Source organism: Roseomonas gilardii (assembly GCF_001941945.1).
Lineage (GTDB): Bacteria > Pseudomonadota > Alphaproteobacteria > Acetobacterales > Acetobacteraceae > Roseomonas.
Window position 1 is genome coordinate 1633488 of the sequence record NZ_CP015583.1, and the last position, 18570, is coordinate 1652057.

The following is an 18570-nucleotide window of genomic DNA, read 5'->3' on the forward strand; positions in this document are numbered from 1 at the left end:
GGCGAGGGGTGGTGCCGGGCGGGCGGCTCATGGCCCCCCCCTGGCACGCCCATGGTTGACGCCGCGTGAACGGCGGCGCGCGGTTCAGCCGCGCTGCTGGCGCAGCGGCGGCGGCAGCACCTCGCCGGGGATCGGGCAGGCATAGGGCCTGCCGCCCGTCCGCTCGCGCAGCTCGGCCTTGGCGCGGGCCAGCAGCTCCGGGTCGCGGAAGGCATCGAGCGCCGTGGCCGCCATGGCCTTGGCCGCCTGCACCATGCCCTTGTGCGCGTGCGGGCTCTTGCCCTGCGCCACCGCCTGCCAGGTGTGGAAGGGCGTGCCCACGGCCCAGGTGGCGCCCCAGCACTGCACGACCGGCACGATCTGGCTGACATCGCCCACATCGGTGGAGCCGTTGCCGGCGCGCGAACGGCCATCGAAGGGCAGCACGCCCTCGTGCAGCACCTGCGCGCCCACCTCCTCCGGGGCGCCCACAGCCCCGATGCTGTCGGCGATGTCCTCCTCGCTCAGCGAGCGGCGCAGCTCGGCGGCGAAGCGGCGGTCCGCCTCGTCGAAGGCCGGCGCGCCGAGGCGGAGCAGGTTCTCATGCATCCGCATCTCCAGCGCCGTGTTCGGGATGGTGTCGGAGCAGGCCTTGTCGATCTCCATGCTCATCCGCGTGCCGGTCATGATCGCGGCGCCCTCGGCGCAGGCCTTCACCCGCTCGAACAGGGCCTGCGCCTCCTTCACGCGCGGGCCGCGGATCAGATAGAGCACCTCGGCCTCCGCCTGCACCACGTTGGGCGAGACGCCGCCGCTGTTGGTGATGGCGTAATGCACGCGGCAGTCCAGCGGCATGTGCTCGCGCAGGTAGTTCACGCCGACATTCATGAGCTCCACCGCATCCAGCGCCGAGCGGCCCAGCCAGGGCGAGCCCGCCGCGTGCGAGGCACGGCCATGGAAGCGGAAATAGACCTGGAAATTGGCCAGCGAGCGGGAGGACATGACGCTGCTCACCACGCCCGGATGCCAGGAAACGGCCGCGTCGAGGTCGTCGAAGGCACCCTCGCGCGCCATGAAGGTCTTGCCGGAGCCGCCTTCCTCGCCCGGGCAGCCATAATAGCGCACCGTGCCGGACAGGTCGTTCGCCGCCAGCGCGTCGCGCGCCGCCACGGCGGCCAGCATGGTCCCGGCGCCGAGCAGGTTGTGGCCGCAGCCATGGCCGGTGGCGCCGGGGGTGACGGGCTTCGGCTCCGCCGCCCCGGCCTCCTGGCTCAGCCCGGCCAGGGCGTCGAACTCGCCCAGGAAGCCCAGCACCGGGCCGCCGGACCCGGCCTCGGCCATGAAGGCGGTCGGGATGCCGCCGACATTGCGGGTGACACGGAAGCCCTCGGCCTCCAGCAGCGCGATCTGCTCCTCGACCGACCTGTGTTCCTGGAAGCGCAGCTCGGCATGGCCCCAGATCCGGTCGGCCACGGCGGTGAAGGCGGGGCTCTTGGCCTCGACCTCGGCGGAGAGCCGGTCGAGGGAGATCGGATCGTTGCGCATGCTCTCTCCTCAAGTCTCGCCGGCACGGGACCGGCATCGGGAATTCGGGGCGGGCTGTAGCATTTCCGCCTCCGGAAGTCCGCCGGCGGGGAGGATTTTTCCTCGCCCGCCGCCGATTTCAGGCGGAAACCGGCGTCAGCACCGGCTGCCCGGAGAAATGGGCCCGCAGGTTGTCGATCACCAGCCGCACCGTCGCCAGCACCGCCTCGGGCGAGCGGCCCGCGATATGCGGCGTCAGGATCACGTTCTCCAGGCGGGTCAGCCGGGCAGGAATGTCGTCCGGCTCGCCCTCCACCACGTCGAGGCCCGCCCCGGCGATGCGCTCCTGCTCCAGCGCCTCGATCAGCGCCCCGGTATCCACCACGCTGCCGCGCGCGATATTCACCAGGAAGCCCCCCGGCCCGAGCGCCCGCAGCACCGCCGCATCCACGAGATGGCGCGTCTCCGCCCCGCCCGGCGCGGCCACCACCAGGAAGTCGCACCAGGACGCCAGGGCGCCGAGGTCCGGCTCGTGCCGGAAGGGAGAGCCCTCGCGCGGCCTGCGGCTGTGATAGGCGACCTCCATCCCGAAGCCGCCGGCGCCCCGCTCGGCGATGCGCTGCCCGATATGGCCCAGGCCGAGCAGCCCCAGCCGCTTGCCGCTGACCGAGGGCCGCAACTGCCTCGCCCCCGCCCATTCCCCGCGCCGCGCGGCGGCATCAGCCTGCACCACGCCGCGCACGGTGGCCAGCAGCAGCATCATCGCATGGTCCGCGACCGCCACGTCGTTGGTGCCCGCGCCATTGGTGACGGTGATGCCGCGCGCCGAGGCGGCGGCGAGGTCGATCTTCTCATAGCCGGCGCCCAGGGCGCAGACGATCTCCAGCGCGGGCAGGGCGGCGATCTGCGCGGCGGAGAAGCCGCTGGAGCCGTTGGTCAGCACGGCGCGGATCTCCGCGGCGCGGCTCCCGGGCATCCGGTCCGGACCGGCGGCGGGCAGGGGCTCGAAGCCCGCATCCCGCAACCGCGCCTGGTTCTCGGGCGCGACGTCGATGGCGAGCAGGAGGGGAATGGTCAATGGCGGCTCCGCGGCTCAGGGGGCATGTCCCGGCACCCGCCATCCTAGGCCGACCCGGCGCGGCCGGGCATGACGTCTTGCGGCGCTGCCCTATTCCCGCAGCCGGTAGGCCCGCTGGTCGATGTCGTGGCGGCGCAGCTTGTCATAGAAGGTCTTGCGCGGGATGCCGAGCGCCTCGATCGTGGCGCGCACGTCGCCGTCATGCTCCCGCAGCGCGTCGCGGATCACCATGGCCTCATAGGCATCCACCCGTTCCGGCAGGCTGGCCGGGGGCACCTCGCCCGGCGGGGCGGCCTCCTCCGACAGCCCCAGCGCCACCCGCTCCGCATGATGCGTCAGCTCGCGCACATTGCCCGGCCAGTCATGCTCCATCAGGTGGTGGCGCAGGGCCGGCGTGACCTCGGGCACAGGCAGGCCGAAGCGTTCCGCCGCCCGGCGCAGGAAATGCGCGAAGAGCAGGGGAATATCGTCCCGCCGCTGCCGCAGGGCAGGGAGATGCACCGTCACCACATGCAGGCGGTAGTACAGGTCCTCGCGGAACTCGCCGCGCCGGGACAGGTCCAGCAGGTTCGTCTTGGTGGCCGCCACCACGCGCAGGTCCAGCCGGCGGATCTCGTTGGTGCCGAGCGGCGCGATCTCCCGCGTCTCCAGCACCCGCAGCAGCTTGACCTGCAAGGCCAGCGGCATGGCCTCGATCTCGTCGAGGAAGAGCGTGCCGCCATCGGCATGCTCGATCCGCCCGACGCGGCGCTTCTGCGCCCCGGTGAAGGCCCCGGGCTCATGGCCGAACAACTCGCTCTCGATCACCGTCTCCGGCAGGGCGCCGCAGTTCAGCGCCACGAAGGGCCGCGCGGCGCGGCGGCTCATGCGGTGCAGCGCATTGGCCACCACGTCCTTGCCGGTGCCGGTCTCGCCCTCGATCAGCACATCCACCTGGGCATCGGCGATCTGCCGCAGGACCTTGCGCAGCCGCACCATCTCCGGCGTGTTGCCCAGCAGCGGGCTGTCCGCCTCGGCCGCCGCCACGGCCCGGGCGAGGCGGCGGTTCTCCAGCACCAGCCGCCGCTTCTCCAGCGCGTGCCGCACCGCGCCCATCAGCTCCTCGGCCGGATAGGGCTTGGCCAGGAAGTGATAGGCCCCCTCCCGGATCGCGGCCACCGCCATGGCGATGTCGCCATGGCCCGTGATCAGGATCACCGGCAGGTCCGGGTCCATCCGCCGCAGGCGGCGGAACAGCTCCGTCCCGTCCATGCCCGGCATCCGCAGGTCGGTGACCACGACGCCCGGGAAATCCTCCCCGATCGCCGACAGCGCCTCCTCCGCCGAGGCGAAGCCCCGCGCCTCCAGCCCCGCCAGACCGGCGCTCTGCAGGTTGGCCTCGCGCAGGAAGGGGTCGTCATCCACGAAGGCGAGGTCGGTCAAGCGGCTTGCTCCAGGGTGATCACGAAAAGGCTCCCCTCCGGGCCAGGAGGGGACTCCGCCTCCAGCGTGCCGCCGAAATCGCTCACGATGTCCCGGCAGATCACGAGCCCCAGCCCCAGCCCCTCCGATTTCGTGGTGGTGAAGGGCATGAACAAGGACCGACGGACCTCCGGCGCCAGCCCCGGCCCGTTATCCGAGACGGCGATGCGGATGCGGGGCGGGATCTGGCCCGGCACGGGCCGCGCCACCACCCCGATGCGCCCGCTCGGCCGCCCCTCCGGTTGCCCCTCCGGTTGCCCCTCCGGTTGCCCCTCCGGTTGCCCCTCTGGCCGCCCGGCCAGCGCCTCCACCGCATTCTGGATGAGGTTCACCAGCACCTGTTCCAGCCGCACCCGCTCGGCCCGCACCGCCAGCCCCTCCGGCACATCCACCGTCACGGCGATGGCATCCTGCCGCAGCCGGTAGCCGAGCAGGAGCAGCGCCCCCGCCACCGCCTCCGCCACGGGAACGGCCTCCAGCTCGCCGCCCGCGCGCCGGGCGAAGCCGCGCAAGCCCCCTGTGATGGCACCGATCCGCTCCGTCAGCCCGGCGATGGTGCCGAGCCCCCGCCGCGCCGAGGCGGCGTCGCCCCGCTCCAGGAACAGGCTCGCATTGTCGGCGAAGGAGCGGATCGCCGCCACCGGCTGGTTGATCTCATGCGCCACGCTGGCGGTGATCTGCCCCAGGATGGCGAGCTTGTTGGCCTGCACCAGATCGTCCCGCAGCCGGTGGATGGCGGCCTCGGCGCGCTGCCGCTCCTCGCCCTCCGCCCGCAGGCTGGCATTGGCCCGCTCCAGTTCGGCGGTGCGGAGGCGGACCTCGGCCTCCAGCTCCTCCCGCTGCCGCCGCTGCCGCGCCATGTCCAGCCCCAGGCGCCGCCGCCGCCGAAGCGTCAGCCAGGCGAGGAGCAGCGCCAGCAGCCCCGCCAGCAGCGTCAGCAGCCGCGCCGCGGCGGTGGCCAGCTCCACGGGCACGCGGGTCGGCGTCAGCAGGTGCAGGGTCCAGCCCGTGCTGGGCACCGGAACGCGGGTGAGGAGGAAGCTCTCCGGCGCGGCACCGGGCAGGCGCAGGCGGACGGGGTCCTCCGCCGGCGCCGCGTCATCCGGCAGCGGCAGCGGCTCCAGCGGCGCGTCGCCGAACTGCAGGCTCTCGCGGATGCGCTGTCGCTCCTCCTCGGACAGCGGCGCGATGGCATGGAAGCGCCAGCCCGGCTCGCTGGTGACCAGCACGATCCCCGCCCGGTCCGTGACCAGCACGGGCTGGTGCAGCGGCCGCCAGCCCTCCTCCACGCCCTCGAACAGCGTCTTCACCACGATCACGCCCAAGGCCGCGGAGCCGGCCCCGCCGGGGGAGGGCGGCACGTCGATCCGGCGGCCGAGATAGAGGCCCGGCTGGTGGCTGGCCGTGCCCAGGGCGAAATGCTCCGCCGAGCCCTGTTCCATCGACAGCCGGGCATAGGGGCGGAAGCTGTAGTCATTGCCGACGAAGCTGTCCTCCTGCCGCCAGTTGCTGGCGGCCAGCGTCACGCCCTCCGCGTCGAGCGCGTAGATCACCCCGGCCCCGGTGCTCCGGCTCAGCGATTCCAGCTTGATGTCCAGCGCGTGCAGCAGCGCGGCATCGCGGGTCTCCAGGGCCCGGCGCAGGTCCGGATCGCTCGCCAGCACCACCGGCAGGCTGCGCTGCTTGTCGATCTCGCTGCGCAGCAGGGCCACGCGCAGTTCCGCCTCGGCCCGCGCGCTGGTCCGCAGGTCGGACAGGGCGATATGCGTCGCGAGCCCGTCGGCCGCCCGGTCCAGCAGGAGCAGCAGCAGCAGCGGCAGCACCAGCCAGGCGGCGCGGCGCCAACGGGAAACCCGGCGGGACGCCTGACGCGGAATCCGGCGGAATCGCCACCGCGAGCCGGGCCGCGAGGGCTGCCGCGCCGGGCCGGAAAGAGCCTCGGTCATCAACGGAAGGCCTGTGCGGAAATCCGCACTACCGGGTCCGGCACTGTGTGGCGATCCGCATCCACCCCGCGCCGATGCCGCGATGCAGCATGAAATATCTTATAGAAGATGAAGGGCTTAGCATTCCTCGTCCCTCCGCACGCCCGCTGGCACGCCCTTTGCCCTTGGCCTCCTGAACGCCGGCATCCGGCGTGACGTCGGAAACCGGAACGCCGCATCCCGCAGAGGCGGCGGCGCAGCACAGGGGCGAGCATCCAATGGCCATCATCCAACCCACCGCCGTGGCGGTGCCACGCAAGCCGAAGAAGCTCTACCAGCAACTCTACGTGCAGGTGCTCTTCGCGATCACCGTCGGCATCCTGCTCGGCCATTACTACCCGTCCTTCGCCCAGGAGATGAAGCCGCTGGGCGACGCCTTCATCAAGCTGGTGAAGATGATCATCGCCCCCGTGATCTTCCTGACCGTGGTGACCGGCATCGCCGGCATGCGCGACATGGGCAAGGTCGGGCGCGTCGCCGGCAAGGCGATGCTCTACTTCGTCACCTTCTCCACCCTGGCGCTGATCATCGGCATGATCGTGGCCAACGTGATCCGTCCGGGCGCGGGGCTGAACATCGACCCGGCCTCGCTCGATCCCAGGGCCGTGGCCGGCTACGCCGCCAAGGCGCATGAGACGAGCATCACCGGCTTCCTGATGAACATCATCCCGAGCACGCCGGTCAGCGCCTTCGAGTCCGGCGACATCCTGCAGGTGCTGTTCTTCTCCGTGCTGCTCGGCATCGCGCTCTCCCTGGTGGGGGAGAAGGCCGATCCGCTGATGAACGTGCTGAACTCGCTCTCCGCCGGCGTCTTCAAGCTGGTGGCGATCCTGATGAAGGCCGCGCCCATCGGTGCCTTCGGCGCCATGGCCTTCACCATCGGCCGCTACGGCATCGGCTCCATCGCCAACCTGGCGCTGCTGATCGCCACCTTCTACCTGACCTCGATCCTCTTCGTGCTGGTCGTGCTGGGCGCGGTGGCGAAGTACAACGGCTTCTCCATCCTGGCGCTGATCCGCTACATCAAGGAGGAACTGCTGCTGGTGCTGGGCACCTCCTCCTCCGAGGCGGCGCTGCCCGCCCTGATGGAGAAGATGGAGAAGGCCGGCTGCGCCAAGTCCGTGGTCGGGTTGGTGGTGCCGACGGGCTATTCCTTCAACCTCGACGGCACGAACATCTACATGACCATGGCGGCGCTCTTCATCGCGCAGGCCGTGGGGATCGACCTCAGCATCTGGGACCAGATCCTGCTCCTGCTGGTCGCCATGCTGTCCTCCAAGGGCGCGGCCGGCATCACCGGCGCGGGCTTCATCACCCTGGCGGCCACGCTCTCCGTGGTGCCCTCCGTACCGGTGGCCGGCATGGCGCTCATCCTGGGCATCGACCGCTTCATGTCCGAGTGCCGCGCGCTGACCAACTTCGTCGGCAACGCGGTGGCCACGGTGGTGGTCGCCCGCTGGGAGGGTGAGCTGGACCGCGAGAAGCTGAACGCCGCCCTGTCCGGCCAGGCCGAGGAGAAGGTGGTCCTCGCCGCCCCGGTCCCGGCCGCCGAGTAACGGCCGGGCCGCATCCGGCTCCGGAGGAATGGAACGGGGCGCCCGCCAGGGCGCCCCGTTTCCGTCTGGCGCCCTCAGTCCAGCGCCACCACCAGCTTGCCGAAATTCTTCCCCGCCAGCAGCCCGGCAAAGGCCCCGGGCGCCTCGCGCAGCCCGTGCACGACATCCTCGCGGTACTTCAGCGCCCCCTCGCGCAGCCAGCGCGCCCCGGTCTCGCGCCAGACGGGGAACTGCCGGGGATGGTCGCCCACGATGAAGCCGCGGATGCTGAGCTTGTTCCGCACCGCGCTCATCAGGTTCGGGCCGGGAGCGGGGGAGCCGTCATTGTACTCCGCGACCATGCCGCACATGGCCACGCGCCCGAAGGGGTTCAGCAGCGGCCAGACCGCCCGCTGCACGGCCCCGCCGACATTCTCGAAATACACGTCGATCCCGCGCGGACAGGCTTCCGCCAGGGCGGCGGGGAAACCATCCCCCCGGTGATCGACGCAGGCATCGAAGCCGAGCTCGTCCCGCACATAGGCGCATTTCTCCGCGCCCCCGGCGATGCCCACGACCCGCGCGCCCATATGCTTCGCGATCTGCCCGGCCACCGCGCCCACCGCGCCGGAGGCCGCCGCGACCACGAAGGTCTCGCCCGGCCTGACCGGCGCGATCTCGGTGCAGCCGACCCAGGCCGTGGTGCCGGGCATGCCCAGCACGCCGAGATAGGCGGAAGGCGGAGCGGCCTCCGCATCCACCGGCGTCAACAGGTGCGGCGGCACGGAGCAGTAATGCTGCCAACCCCTGCCGCCCAGCACCCAGGTGCCGGGCTCGAAGCCGGGGCCGGACACGACCTGTCCGACGCTCTGCCCCTCCATCACCGCGCCGAGCGCGACGGGCGGGGCATAGGACTTCGTGTCGTTCATCCGCCCGCGCATATAGGGGTCGAGCGACAGGAACCGGTTCCGCACCAGCACCTCGCCCGGGGCAGGCTGCGGCACCGGCGCTTCCTCATAGACCAGGTGCTCGCCGGTCGGGGTCCCGGTGGGCCGCTTGGCCAGCCGGATCATCGGGTTCGTCTCGGGCATGAGGCGCGCACACTCCATTGTGTCTTTGGAACCGGGTCCGCCCGATTGCGGGACCATCCGGCCCTGGCGGCAAGATGGGGCCGCCCGCCCCGGGGATGGAGGGGGGGGCGGAGCGGGCGGGGCATGCTTTCGGCCCGGCCCGACATCGGCTAGCGATGCTGGCCCGCCGACAGGACGAGGTCGGCAACAGGACGGAACACAGGCATGAGCGGACCCAGGCGAATCATCGGGCTGGCCGGCTGGAGCGGCGCCGGCAAGACCACGCTGCTGACCCGCCTGATCCCCTGCCTGAACGCGCGCGGCGTCTCCGTCTCGACACTCAAGCACGCGCATCACGATTTCGACGTGGACCAGCCGGGCAAGGACAGCCACAGCCACCGGATGGCCGGGGCGCAGCAGGTGCTGGTCTCCTCCGCCCGCCGCTGGGCACTGATGACCGAGCTGCGCGACGCGCCGGAGCCGGACCTGGCCTTCCTCCTGTCCCGCCTCTCGCCGGTCGATCTCGTGGTGGTCGAGGGCTTCAAGCGCGACCGCCACCCGAAGCTGGAGGTCTTCCGCGCCGCCAACAACCGCCCCTGGCTGCATCCGGAGGACCCGGCCATCCGCGCCGTGGCCGCCGACACGCCACCCCCGGGCGGCCTCCCCCATGCCGGCCTTGACGAGATCGAGCGCCTGGCCGACCTCGTGCTGGAATTCGCCGCCCCTTGGCCCGGCTGAGCAACGACTGCTTCGCCGCTGCCGACGGCGCGCTGACCCTGGCACAAGCCGAGGCGCTGATCGCCCGCCTGCCGCCCCCGGCGGGCGGGGGCGGGACCGTGCCGCTGCTGGCCGCACGCGGGCGGGTACTGGCCGAGGACATCGCAGCCCCCATCGACCTGCCTCCCTTCGGCAACAGCGCCATGGACGGCTATGCCTTCGCCCGGGCCGATCTGGGGGGGGAAGGCGGCTGGCTGCCATTGGCCGGCCGCGTCGCGGCGGGCGATGCGGCAGCCCCCCTGCCACCGGGCCATGCCATCCGCATCCTGACCGGCGCACCCCTGCCGCCCGGCGCGGACACGGTGATGATCCAGGAGGACGCCAGGGCCGAGCCCGGCCGGGTCTTCCTGCCGCCGGGCCTGCCGCCCGGCGCCAATATCCGCCACGCCGGAGAGGACCTGCCGGCGGGCGCCCTGGCACTGCCGAAGGGCCGGCTGGTCGCGCCCCCCGAGATCGCCCTGGCGGCCGCGCTCGGCCTGACAACCCTGCCCGTGACGCGCCGCCCGCGCCTGGGCGTCTTCAGCACGGGCAGCGAACTGGTCGCGCCCGGCGGGCGGCTCGGCCCGGCGCAGGCGCATGACAGCAACCGCTTCATGCTGCTGTCCCTGCTGGCGAACCTGCCGGTGGAGGCGGTGGATCTCGGCCTGCTCCCCGACCGGCGCGGAGAAACCGAGGCGGCCCTGCGCGACGCTGCGCTCTCGCATGACATGTTACTGACATCCGGCGGCGTGAGCGCAGGCGAGGAGGACCATGTCCGCCGCGCCATCGAAACGGTGGGAAGCCTCGTCTTCTGGCGCCTCGCGGTGAAGCCGGGGCGTCCCCTGGCGATGGGGGTGGTGGAGGGCTGCCCCGTTCTGGGCCTGCCGGGCAACCCGGTCGCGGCGCTGCTCGGCTTCCTGCACCTCGCGCGTCCCCTGGCCCTGCATCTGGCCGGCGCCGCACCGAGGCCGCTGCCGCGCTTCGAGCTGCGTGCCGGCTTCAGCCACCGCAAGCTGCCGGGGCGGCGCGAATACCTGCGCGTGGCGGTGGAGGCGGGCCCGGACGGTCCCGTGGCCCGCAAACTGGGCCGGGGCGGGGCGGGACAGATCGCCTCGCTGCTGCAAAGCGACGCCTTCGCCGAACTGCCGGAAGACAGGGGCGATGTCGCCCCGGGCGACCGCATCCTGGTTCTGCCCTTCGCCGGACTGTTCTGATCCGCACCACGGAACGCACTGGGCCATGAAGCATCCCTTGCTTCTCCGCCCGCGCCCCGCTATAGGAATAAAATCAACACCAGGCTTCGCCCGGCCGACAGCGCTGGCTCCCAGTGCCACGGATGGCCGGACGTCCACGCACCTCCCGCACCGGTGACATCAGCCCCCGAGGCGCGGGCTCAACAGCACCCATCCGACACGCAGAGCGAAGCCCTGACCCCCCCGTCCAGGCAAATAAAGGACTAAAACGCTAAAACGCTAAAACGCTAAAACGTTAAAACGGTGCCGACGAAAGGCCCCTGCCTCCGGCCAACCCCCGAGAACCCCGCCGGGGCCTCATGCACCCGAGAGCCCCCACCCACGGGCCGGCGCGGCCCGCCATTCGGAGGCCCGTCCCGGGACCGCCTTCACCCCGTAAGGCGCCGCTCGGCCTCAGCCAGTTCCTGCGGCGTATTGGCATTGAAGAACGGATCGCGGTCCCCCGCCTCCCAGACGGCCATGGCGCATCCCCGGCGCGCGGCCCAGGCCGCTACCCGCCTTTCCCCGGCCAGCAGCCCGGCCCGCAACTCGTCCCTTAGCGCAACGGGCCAGAGCGCGACCGGCGGATGGGGGTCCGGACCGGTCGCCGCGCAGGCGATAGGGGCGCCTGCGGCCTCGCGCGCCGCATGCAGGCGCGCGACCAGATCGGGCGGCGCGAAGGGATTGTCGCCCGGCAGAGAAACCAGCCAGGGCAGGTCCGGACGGTGTTCCGCCACCCAGTCCATACCCGCCAGGACACCGGCCAATGGCCCGGGGAAATCCGGCACCCCATCCGCCGCCACGGGCAGGCCCCAGGCGCCGAAGCGCGCCGGATCGCCGTTCGCATTCAGCAGGCAGGCCGCGACCTGGGGGCGGAGGGAGGCCAGCACATGGTCCAGCATGGTCCGCCCGCCGAGCGGCAGCAGCACCTTGTCGCCGCCGCCCATCCGCCGCGCCAGCCCGCCCGCCAGCACGAGCCCCGCCGTGTCACCCCGCATGATCTCAGCTCAGCCGCGTCATCACCGCGATATAGGCGATGAAGACCACGCCCAGGCCCCAGACCACGCCACTGATCTCCCGCGCCCGGCCGAGCGACAGGAACAGCAGGATATAGCTCAGCGTGCCGATCGCCATGCCGTTGATCAGGTTGTTGGTCAGCACCGTCAGCAACAGCGTCAGCGCCACCGGCACGGCATTGGTCAACTGGCCGAGATCGATGCGCGTCAGCCCCTGCAGCATCAGCACGCCGACCACCACCAGCGCCGGTGCCGTCGCCTGCGGCGGGATCACGGTGAAGACCGGCCAGACGAACAGCGCCAGGAAGAACAGCGCCGCCACGGTGATGGAGGTAAGCCCCGTGCGCCCGCCCGCCTGCACGCCGGTGACGGATTCGATATAGGCCGTGACCACGGAGGTGCCGAGGATCGGCCCCACGATCGTCGCCGTCGCATCCGTGGAAAAGGCGGCCGTGGCATTGGGGATGGAGCCGTCCGGCCGGCGCAGGTTCGCCGCTCCGGTGACGCCGATCACCGTCGCCAGCGTCGAGAAGAACTCGGCGCAGACGAAGTAGAACAGGATCGGCAGCACCACGATGAAGTTCTGGAACATGTAGGAGAAGTCGAGCTGGCCGAAGGTGTTGGACGGCCAGTGCGGCAGCGCCAGGAAGGCGGAGGGCGCCCTGGTGATGACGGCACCGTTGGGCAGCGGCACGAAGCAGCCGATCAGGGTCAGCACGGCGATGGAGAGGATCAGCGCGCCCGGGATCTGCCGCGCCACCAGCATCGGCGTGACCAGGATGCCGGCCAGGGTCAGCAGCACGGCGGGTTCGCGCAGCGAGCCCATGGCGATGAAGGTGCCGGGATTGGCGACCACGAAGCCCGCCCCGCGCAGGGCGATGAAGACGATATAGGCGCCCACCGCCGCGCTGATGCCGACCTTCAGCACCTCCGGCACGTCCTTGGCCACCTTCTCGCGCAGCTTCGTCAGGCTGAGCAGCAGGAAGACCACGCCGGTGAAGCAGACCATGGCCAGCGCGCCCTGCCAGGGCACGCCCATGCCCTTCACCAGGATGAAGGTGAAGACGACGTTGGAGCCCATGGCCGGCGCCACGGCAAGCGGCAGGTTCGCCGTCAGCCCCATCATCACGCTGCCGAAGATAGCGGCCAGCGCGGTGGCGATCACCAGGTCGCCGCGGTCCATACCCGCCTGCGACATGATCGCCGGGTTCACCGCGATGATATAGGCCATGGCGGCGAAGGTGGTGAGGCCGGCGATGACCTCCTGCGGCACGGAGCTGCCGCGTTCGCTCAGCTTGAAGAAGCGGTCGAGCACGCCTTTCGGCCGTGCCTCGCCGATGGGCGCCCCCGCGCCCAAGCTTGCATTGCTCATGTGGGAAACCCCCTCCTACCAGACGACCGGATGCGTCTCGCCGGTCTGCACGTTGACGAAGCCCAGCGGCGCCTGCTCGCAGGGGGCCACGAGCACCCAGCGCCAGGGCGCGCAGGTGAGGGTGGCGAAGATCAGGCGTTCCGGGAAACCGGGGAACCAGCGGGGGTGGAAGGTGGGCTCGTACATCCACTCGACCTTCGCGCCCTCGTCATAGAGGCGCTGCATCTCCGCGTTCAGCTCCTCCGCCGGGCGGCAGCTCATCAGCCCGCCGACCTCGTAGCGCACGGTGGCGACGAGCGCGCCCTCCCGCACCAGGGCCCAGCCGCCGCCGATCCCGCGCAGCGCGTTCACAGCCTTTGCCATGGCCTCGTCGCAGGAACCCACGACCCAGATGTTGTGCTTGTCATGCGCGACCGAGCAGGCCAGCGCGGTGCCGGGCGTGGCCGGGCCGCAGCCGAGCCAGAACATGCGCGCCGTCCGCCCCTCGCCGGAGAAACGGTCCACGATGGCGAATTTCGTGACGTGGCGCGCCGCGTCGCGCTGGACGGCGCCATCCGCGACCGGCAGCTCCATGGTGATGAAGCCGTCATTCCAGTGGAAGGGGCGCAGCAGCGCCGCCTGCATCGTCGCGCGCCCCGGTTCGGCGGCGATGCGGAAATCCTCCGCCACCATCTCGCGCCGGATGTTCACCGTCTGCGTCGCCCAGGAGGGCCAGTCGATGCGCGGCACCGGCCCGGTATAGCGCGTGCCCTCGCTCACCGGCCTGCCATCGGCCCAGACCCTGGCGATCTCCAGCGTCGCGACGTCGCGCAGCAGCACCACATCGGCGAAGCGCCCGGGCGCGAGGCTGCCGACCCAGGGCGTCAGCCGCATGTGCCGCGCCGGATTCAGCGTGACGCACTGGATCGCCGTCTCCGGCGCGAGGCCCAGCCGGATCGCGGTGCGGGCATTGTGGTCCGTGGCCCCCAGCCGGATCGTGTCCGAGGCGCTGCGGTCGTCGGTGGTGAAGGCGACCTGCGACCAGTCGGCCAGGCCCTTGTCCAGCAGCCAGGGGATCACCTGGTCCATGGAATAGGGGCGGATCTCGGTGAAGATGCCGTGGCGGAGCTTCTCCCACACCTCCTCCGGCGACCAGGCCTCGTGGTCCGAGGCGAGGCCGGCGGCGGCGAAGGCGTTGATCTCCGGCAGCTCCCGCAGGCCCGCGCCATGGCCCTCCACCACGCCGCGCTGGGCGAAGGTCGCCTGGATCATGCCCCAGAGCCGCTTGTAGGAGGGGTTCTCGGGGTTCCAGACGGCAGGCCAGTCCATCACCTCGTCCAGCCCGGCCACCATCAGGCTCTCGCGCAGGAAGCCCTGCTGCTCGTCATGGCCGAACCAGCCGCCGCCCCATTCATAGGCGGTGGGCGGCACGGCCGAGCCGGGCAGGGGGAAGATCTTCAGCGGCGAGCCCTGTCGCCGGGCGGTGAGCCAGAATTCCAGGTTGTGCGGCCCGTCCACGTTGGAGAATTCGTGGCTGGCCTCGCAGGTCCAGGTATTGCCGCGCGGCAGCACCAGCGCCGCCTCCCATTCCGGCGTCAGATGGGAGCTCTCGATATGCTTGTGCACCTCGCCGAAGCCGGGCACCGCGGCGAGGTCCGGCTCGTGCACGCGCTCCCCGGCCTCGCCGGGCCAGGAGCCGGCGGGGCCGACATAGGCGATGCGGCGGCCCCGGATGACGATCTCGGCATCCTCCATCCAGCTCCGCGTGTGCACGTCCAGCAACCGCCCGACCCGCAGCACCCGGTCCGCCGGACGCTTGCCCAGGGTCACCAGTGTCAGCTCCTGGCGGATGCTCACCTCGTTCGCGGCATCGATCAACAGGTCGTCGGGAAGGGAAGCAGGGGTCATGGCATATCCGGTGGGCTGGAGACGGCGGCCGCGCGGATCGTGATCCCGGGCCGCCGGGCCCAGGGAAAATCTTGCAATTTGAGTGCCATGTACAGGACCGTTCCGGCACGCCGCTGGCCGGGAGAGCGCCGGGCCGGGACGCTCAGTTATCCCCAAAATCCGTGGAAGGTTCTGTGGATAACCATCCGGAAATGTGACGGAGCCGAGGCACTTCCTGGGCTTTTTCGACCCTGGCGGAAAATGCCTCCGGAGCGGGGGAAAATCGGCCCCGGCCTTCCGGGGCAGGAACCGGGGCGCGGAAAAACCCCGCGCGGGAGGTGCCGCCGCGCCCCGACAATCAGCCTGTCGCGGCGCGGCCCGGCATCACTTGGTGCCGAAGAGCCGGTCCCCGGCATCGCCCAGCCCGGGCAGGATATAGGCATGGTCGTTCAGCTCGCGGTCCAGCGAGGCGGTGAAGACCGGCACGTCCGGATGCGCCTCCGCGAAGACCCGCGCGCCTTCCGGCGCGGCGAGGAGGCAGACGAAGCTCACCTGGGAGGCTCCGGCCTGCTTGATCCGCGACACGGCGGCGGCGGCGGAATGGCCGGTGGCCAGCATCGGGTCCACCGCGATCACCTGCCGCGCGCCGATATCGTCGGGCAGCTTCAGATAGTATTCCACCGGCACCAGCGTCTGCGGGTCCCGGTACAGGCCGACATGGCCGACGCGGGCGGAGGGCACGAGGTCCAGCATCCCCTGCAGCAGCCCGTCGCCGGCCCGCAGGATGGACACGAAGCAGAGCTTCTTGCCGGACAGGATGGGCGCCTCCATCACCTCCAGCGGCGTCTCGATGCTCGTGGTCTCCAGCGGCAGGTCGCGCGTGACCTCATAGGCCATCAGCAGGCTGATCTCGCGCGCCAGGCGGCGGAACTCGCCGGTCGAGGTCTCCTTGCGGCGCATCAGCGTCAGCTTGTGCTGCACCAGCGGGTGGTCGATCACCTTCACGGTGGGGTGGGCGGCGGACATGGCTTGGGGCCTTTCTCGTCTCGGCGGGCTGAGAAGCGGCGGGGGTCAGAAGACCGTGCCGTCGCTCCGCACGTTCAGGGGCGGCGTGCCGCCCGGGCGCTTCTCGCGGGCGATGCGGCGGCCGGCGGCCCAGGTGCCGCCTTCCAGCACGCGGGCCAGGGGCATCCCTTCGGCGGTGAGGCCCAGCCGGGCGCGGACGCCCTCCGCCACGCGGTCCAGCAGCGCCACGGTCAGGGCGCGCCATTCCACGATGGCCTCGTGCTCCACGGGCAGGGGGGCTTCCGCCAGGGCGGGGTCGCGCAGCTCCAGCACGCCGAGATCGAGGAACAACCCGCCATTGCGGTATTCCGGCAGGCCGGTCAGCTCGTCGAGCCCGGTCACGCGCAGCCCGGCCTCCTCCAGCGCCTCGATCAGCGAGTAGCTGAGCCATTGCGACAGCTTGTGGAAGGGCAGCAGGCCGGGCGCGGGCTCCTCCGGCGCGGCCATGGGGTGCCGCCAGACATCGCCGAGATTCTCGCCACCCAGGCTGAGCCGCGAGGGCCAGATCGGCGCGAAACCCTCCAGCACCGCCGCCAGCACGGCACGCGCGGGCAGGGTGCCCTCCTCGGCCTGCGCCGCCAGATGGTCGTAGAGGCGCCCGATCCGCGCCTGCGGGCCGAAGATGTCCGGCCGGGCGCGCAGCGCCCCGCCCAGGGCGCGCATCAGCGCGGCGCGGCCCTCCAGCCCTTCCAGCGGATTGCCCGGCCCGACCTGGAAGGCCGCGCCGAGCGAGCCGGCATCGATCCGCGACAGCCCCGCCGCATCGGCGCGCAGCGGGTGCGTCGGATCGCCCGAGAAGAGCCCGGCGGCGAAGGCATGCAGGCTCGCCACGGCGAGGCCCTCGGAGCGGGCGATGCGTTCCCCATCCTCGGTGAAGGCCCAGTCGGGACCGGCCCCGGCATCGAGCAGCACGCTGACGACGCAAAGATCGAAGCGGATGCGCGCGACCTCCTCGCCAGACTGGTCCTCCAGCATGCGGGCGAGCCCGCCCCAGCGGTCGCGCCCGTTGGCGGCGAAGTGCCGCCAGCGCGCATGATAGGGGATGGCAAGGTCCGGATAGTTGTCGCGGATCACCGCCGTGACGTAGTCGGCCGCCGCGTCCAGCCGCTCCGGATGCAGCCGGAAATGCGGCAGCGCGTCGCGTTCCGCCAGCGCCAGCATGGCATGGGCACGCCGCCGGATCGTCGCCGGGGCGCGCAGCAGTGCGAGCTGAGCAACGGTGTCCGCCCTGTCCTCCGCCGCGCTCACTCCTGCAGCCCGCGTCCCTTGATGCGCGCCAACTCGGCGGCATCCGGCACCTTGTCGGTGAAGTACCCGGCGGCCTTCTTGGCGTCCATCTCCACCTGCGCATCGGGCGGGATCAGTTCCTCGGGGATGGGCACGCGCTCCACCACCTCGATGCCGCTGGCGACGATCGGCTCGTACTTCATGTTGCTCATCGAGACGAGCCGGTCGATCCGCGTGATGCCGAGCCAGTGCAGCACGTCCGGCATCAGCTCCTGGAAGCGCATGTCGTGCACGCCCGCCACGCCCGCCGTGCAGGCGAAGTAGCGGTCGGCGCGGTCGCCGCCCTCCTGCCGCTTGCGCGCGTTGTAGACGAGGAACTTCGTCACCTCGCCCAGCGCGCGCCCTTCCTTGCGGTTATAGACGATGGCGCCCACGCCGCCGCGCTGCGCCTCCTCGATGCAGACCTCGATCCCGTGCGCCAGATAGGGGCGGCAGGTGCAGATGTCGGAGCCGAACACGTCGGACCCGTTGCACTCGTCATGGATGCGGCAGGCGATGCGCGTCTCCTCCCGCCCCAGCTTCGCCGGATCGCCGAAGAGATAGACGGTCATCCCGCCGATCGGCGGCAGGAAGGTCTTGAGGTCAGGCCGCGTCACCAGTTCCGGGAACATGCCGCCAGTCTGCTCGAAGAGGCCGCGGCGCAGATCGTTCTCGGTGATGCCGAAGCGTTCCGCCACGCCGGGCAGCCACCAGACCGGCTCGATGGCCACCTTGGTCACGCGCGCATCGCCGTTGGGGCCGAGGACCTGCCCGTCCGGCTCCAGCCGCCCGGCGCGCATCGCGGCGGTCAGCTCCGGCATGTTGATATGCGCCTTGGTGACCGCGATGCTCGGCCGGATGTCGCGTCCCGAGGCGATCTCGGCGCCGAAGGCCTCCGTGGTCATGTGGCCCCAGGGATCGAGCGAGACGATCTTCCCGGGCGCCGCCCATTGCGGGAAGGGGCCGATAGGTTCCGCCGGGCGGGTGTTGGTCAGGTCCGGCCGGTGCTCGGCGGAAAGCTGCCCGGCGGCGACGGCCAGGGCGCGATAGAGCGAATAGGACCCCGCATGGGTGCCGATGGCGTTGCGGCTGCCCTCGCCGGGGGTGGCGATGACCGGGCCGCGCCGCTGCGGATCGGCGGCGCCCCACTGCACCGGGCGCGCCGCCTGGCCGCCGATCCCGGGATGCGAGGTCAAGACGATGGGCCGCGCGGGCCCGGGCAGGTTGCCGCGGAGGGCCGCCTGCGGCGGCGGCACGAGCGGGGAGGGAGCGGCTTCCGGGATCTGGCTCATCCTGCGAGTCCTCCCCGGCGGGCCGGTTCCTTCCAGGTCGGGGCTGGCCGGGACGAGGGGATCTGCACGACGC

At 71.6% G+C, this 18570-nt stretch carries 14 protein-coding genes; 3 read left to right on the forward strand and 11 right to left on the reverse strand.

From position 1 onward, the window contains the following. Nucleotides 1–84: 84 nt before the first annotated feature. The 4 genes from RGI145_RS07410 to RGI145_RS07425 form a co-directional block, all read right to left on the reverse strand. Nucleotides 85–1524 (reverse strand): M20 family metallopeptidase, encoded by a 1440-nt coding sequence (locus tag RGI145_RS07410; protein ID WP_075797852.1) that lies wholly within the window; start codon nt 1522–1524, stop codon nt 85–87. A gap of 118 nt (nt 1525–1642) precedes the next feature. After that, nucleotides 1643–2581 carry a 2-hydroxyacid dehydrogenase gene (locus tag RGI145_RS07415; protein WP_075797853.1) on the reverse strand — a complete coding sequence of 313 codons (939 nt, stop codon included), beginning with the start codon at nt 2579–2581 and terminating at the stop codon, nt 1643–1645. Nucleotides 2582–2671: 90 nt separating this feature from the next. After that, nucleotides 2672–4003, reverse strand: a complete 1332-nt coding sequence (locus RGI145_RS07420; RefSeq protein WP_075797854.1) for a sigma-54-dependent transcriptional regulator — start codon at nt 4001–4003, stop codon at nt 2672–2674. Continuing rightward, on the reverse strand, nt 4000–5988 hold the full coding sequence (locus tag RGI145_RS07425; protein ID WP_083670511.1) for a sensor histidine kinase: 1989 nt from the start codon (nt 5986–5988) through the stop codon (nt 4000–4002). The genes RGI145_RS07420 and RGI145_RS07425 overlap by 4 nt, the downstream gene beginning before the upstream one ends. 257 nt (nt 5989–6245) lie before the next feature. Here RGI145_RS07425 and RGI145_RS07430 point away from each other — a divergent pair, with 257 nt between their 5' ends. After that, nucleotides 6246–7583, forward strand: coding sequence for a dicarboxylate/amino acid:cation symporter (locus RGI145_RS07430; RefSeq protein WP_075797855.1), 1338 nt, complete (start codon nt 6246–6248; stop codon nt 7581–7583). 74 nt (nt 7584–7657) lie between these two features. Here the strand turns inward: RGI145_RS07430 and RGI145_RS07435 are convergent, their stop codons facing one another. Beyond that, on the reverse strand, nt 7658–8653 hold the full coding sequence (locus tag RGI145_RS07435) for an NADP-dependent oxidoreductase (RefSeq protein ID WP_075797856.1): 996 nt from the start codon (nt 8651–8653) through the stop codon (nt 7658–7660). A 204-nt stretch (nt 8654–8857) separates the two neighbouring features. On the opposite strand from RGI145_RS07435, the gene mobB reads away from it, so the two are divergent. Both mobB and RGI145_RS07445 read left to right on the forward strand, forming a co-directional pair. Further along, nucleotides 8858–9370 carry a molybdopterin-guanine dinucleotide biosynthesis protein B gene (gene mobB / locus RGI145_RS07440; RefSeq protein WP_075797857.1) on the forward strand — a complete coding sequence of 171 codons (513 nt, stop codon included), beginning with the start codon at nt 8858–8860 and terminating at the stop codon, nt 9368–9370. Further along, nucleotides 9358–10602 (forward strand): molybdopterin molybdotransferase MoeA, encoded by a 1245-nt coding sequence (locus RGI145_RS07445; RefSeq protein WP_075797858.1) that lies wholly within the window; start codon nt 9358–9360, stop codon nt 10600–10602. Before mobB ends, RGI145_RS07445 begins: the two co-directional genes overlap by 13 nt. A 407-nt stretch (nt 10603–11009) precedes the next feature. Here RGI145_RS07445 and mobA read toward each other — a convergent pair whose 3' ends face one another. From mobA to RGI145_RS07475, 6 genes are all read right to left on the reverse strand, one after another. After that, entirely contained in the window at nt 11010–11618 is a 609-nt protein-coding gene (gene mobA / locus RGI145_RS07450) for a molybdenum cofactor guanylyltransferase MobA (protein ID WP_075797859.1), read from the reverse strand. A gap of 4 nt (nt 11619–11622) precedes the next feature. After that, nucleotides 11623–13008, reverse strand: coding sequence for an NCS2 family permease (locus tag RGI145_RS07455; RefSeq protein ID WP_075797860.1), 1386 nt, complete (start codon nt 13006–13008; stop codon nt 11623–11625). A gap of 15 nt (nt 13009–13023) precedes the next feature. After that, the gene (locus tag RGI145_RS07460) at nt 13024–14895 is read right to left on the reverse strand and encodes an adenine deaminase (RefSeq protein WP_075797861.1); all 1872 of its coding nucleotides are present in this window, start codon (nt 14893–14895) and stop codon (nt 13024–13026) included. Between the two features lie 363 nt (nt 14896–15258). Next, a complete protein-coding gene (gene upp / locus RGI145_RS07465) occupies nt 15259–15900 on the reverse strand; it encodes a uracil phosphoribosyltransferase (protein WP_027279630.1) in 642 nt (213 codons plus the stop codon). Nucleotides 15901–15945: 45 nt separating this feature from the next. After that, complete coding sequence (locus tag RGI145_RS07470; RefSeq protein WP_075797862.1) at nt 15946–17187, reverse strand: URC4/urg3 family protein; 1242 nt, start codon at nt 17185–17187, stop codon at nt 15946–15948. After that, nucleotides 17184–18497, reverse strand: a complete 1314-nt coding sequence (locus RGI145_RS07475; RefSeq protein WP_208863947.1) for a GTP cyclohydrolase II — start codon at nt 18495–18497, stop codon at nt 17184–17186. Before RGI145_RS07475 ends, RGI145_RS07470 begins: the two co-directional genes overlap by 4 nt. Between the last annotated feature and the right edge of the window lie 73 nt (nt 18498–18570).

Excerpts from the sequence above, each read along its gene's own strand:
- mobA (WP_075797859.1), bottom strand. The coding sequence starts at position 11,618 with ATGCGGGGTGACACGGCGGGGCTCGTGCTGGCGGGCGGGCTGGCGCGG.
- RGI145_RS07425 (WP_083670511.1), bottom strand. The coding sequence starts at position 5,988 with ATGACCGAGGCTCTTTCCGGCCCGGCGCGGCAGCCCTCGCGGCCCGGC.
- mobB (WP_075797857.1), top strand. The coding sequence starts at position 8,858 with ATGAGCGGACCCAGGCGAATCATCGGGCTGGCCGGCTGGAGCGGCGCC.
- RGI145_RS07475 (WP_208863947.1), bottom strand. The coding sequence starts at position 18,497 with ATGAGCCAGATCCCGGAAGCCGCTCCCTCCCCGCTCGTGCCGCCGCCG.
- RGI145_RS07430 (WP_075797855.1), top strand. The coding sequence starts at position 6,246 with ATGGCCATCATCCAACCCACCGCCGTGGCGGTGCCACGCAAGCCGAAG.
- RGI145_RS07455 (WP_075797860.1), bottom strand. The coding sequence starts at position 13,008 with ATGAGCAATGCAAGCTTGGGCGCGGGGGCGCCCATCGGCGAGGCACGG.
- upp (WP_027279630.1), bottom strand. The coding sequence starts at position 15,900 with ATGTCCGCCGCCCACCCCACCGTGAAGGTGATCGACCACCCGCTGGTG.
- RGI145_RS07460 (WP_075797861.1), bottom strand. The coding sequence starts at position 14,895 with ATGACCCCTGCTTCCCTTCCCGACGACCTGTTGATCGATGCCGCGAAC.
- RGI145_RS07410 (WP_075797852.1), bottom strand. The coding sequence starts at position 1,524 with ATGCGCAACGATCCGATCTCCCTCGACCGGCTCTCCGCCGAGGTCGAG.
- RGI145_RS07435 (WP_075797856.1), bottom strand. The coding sequence starts at position 8,653 with ATGCCCGAGACGAACCCGATGATCCGGCTGGCCAAGCGGCCCACCGGG.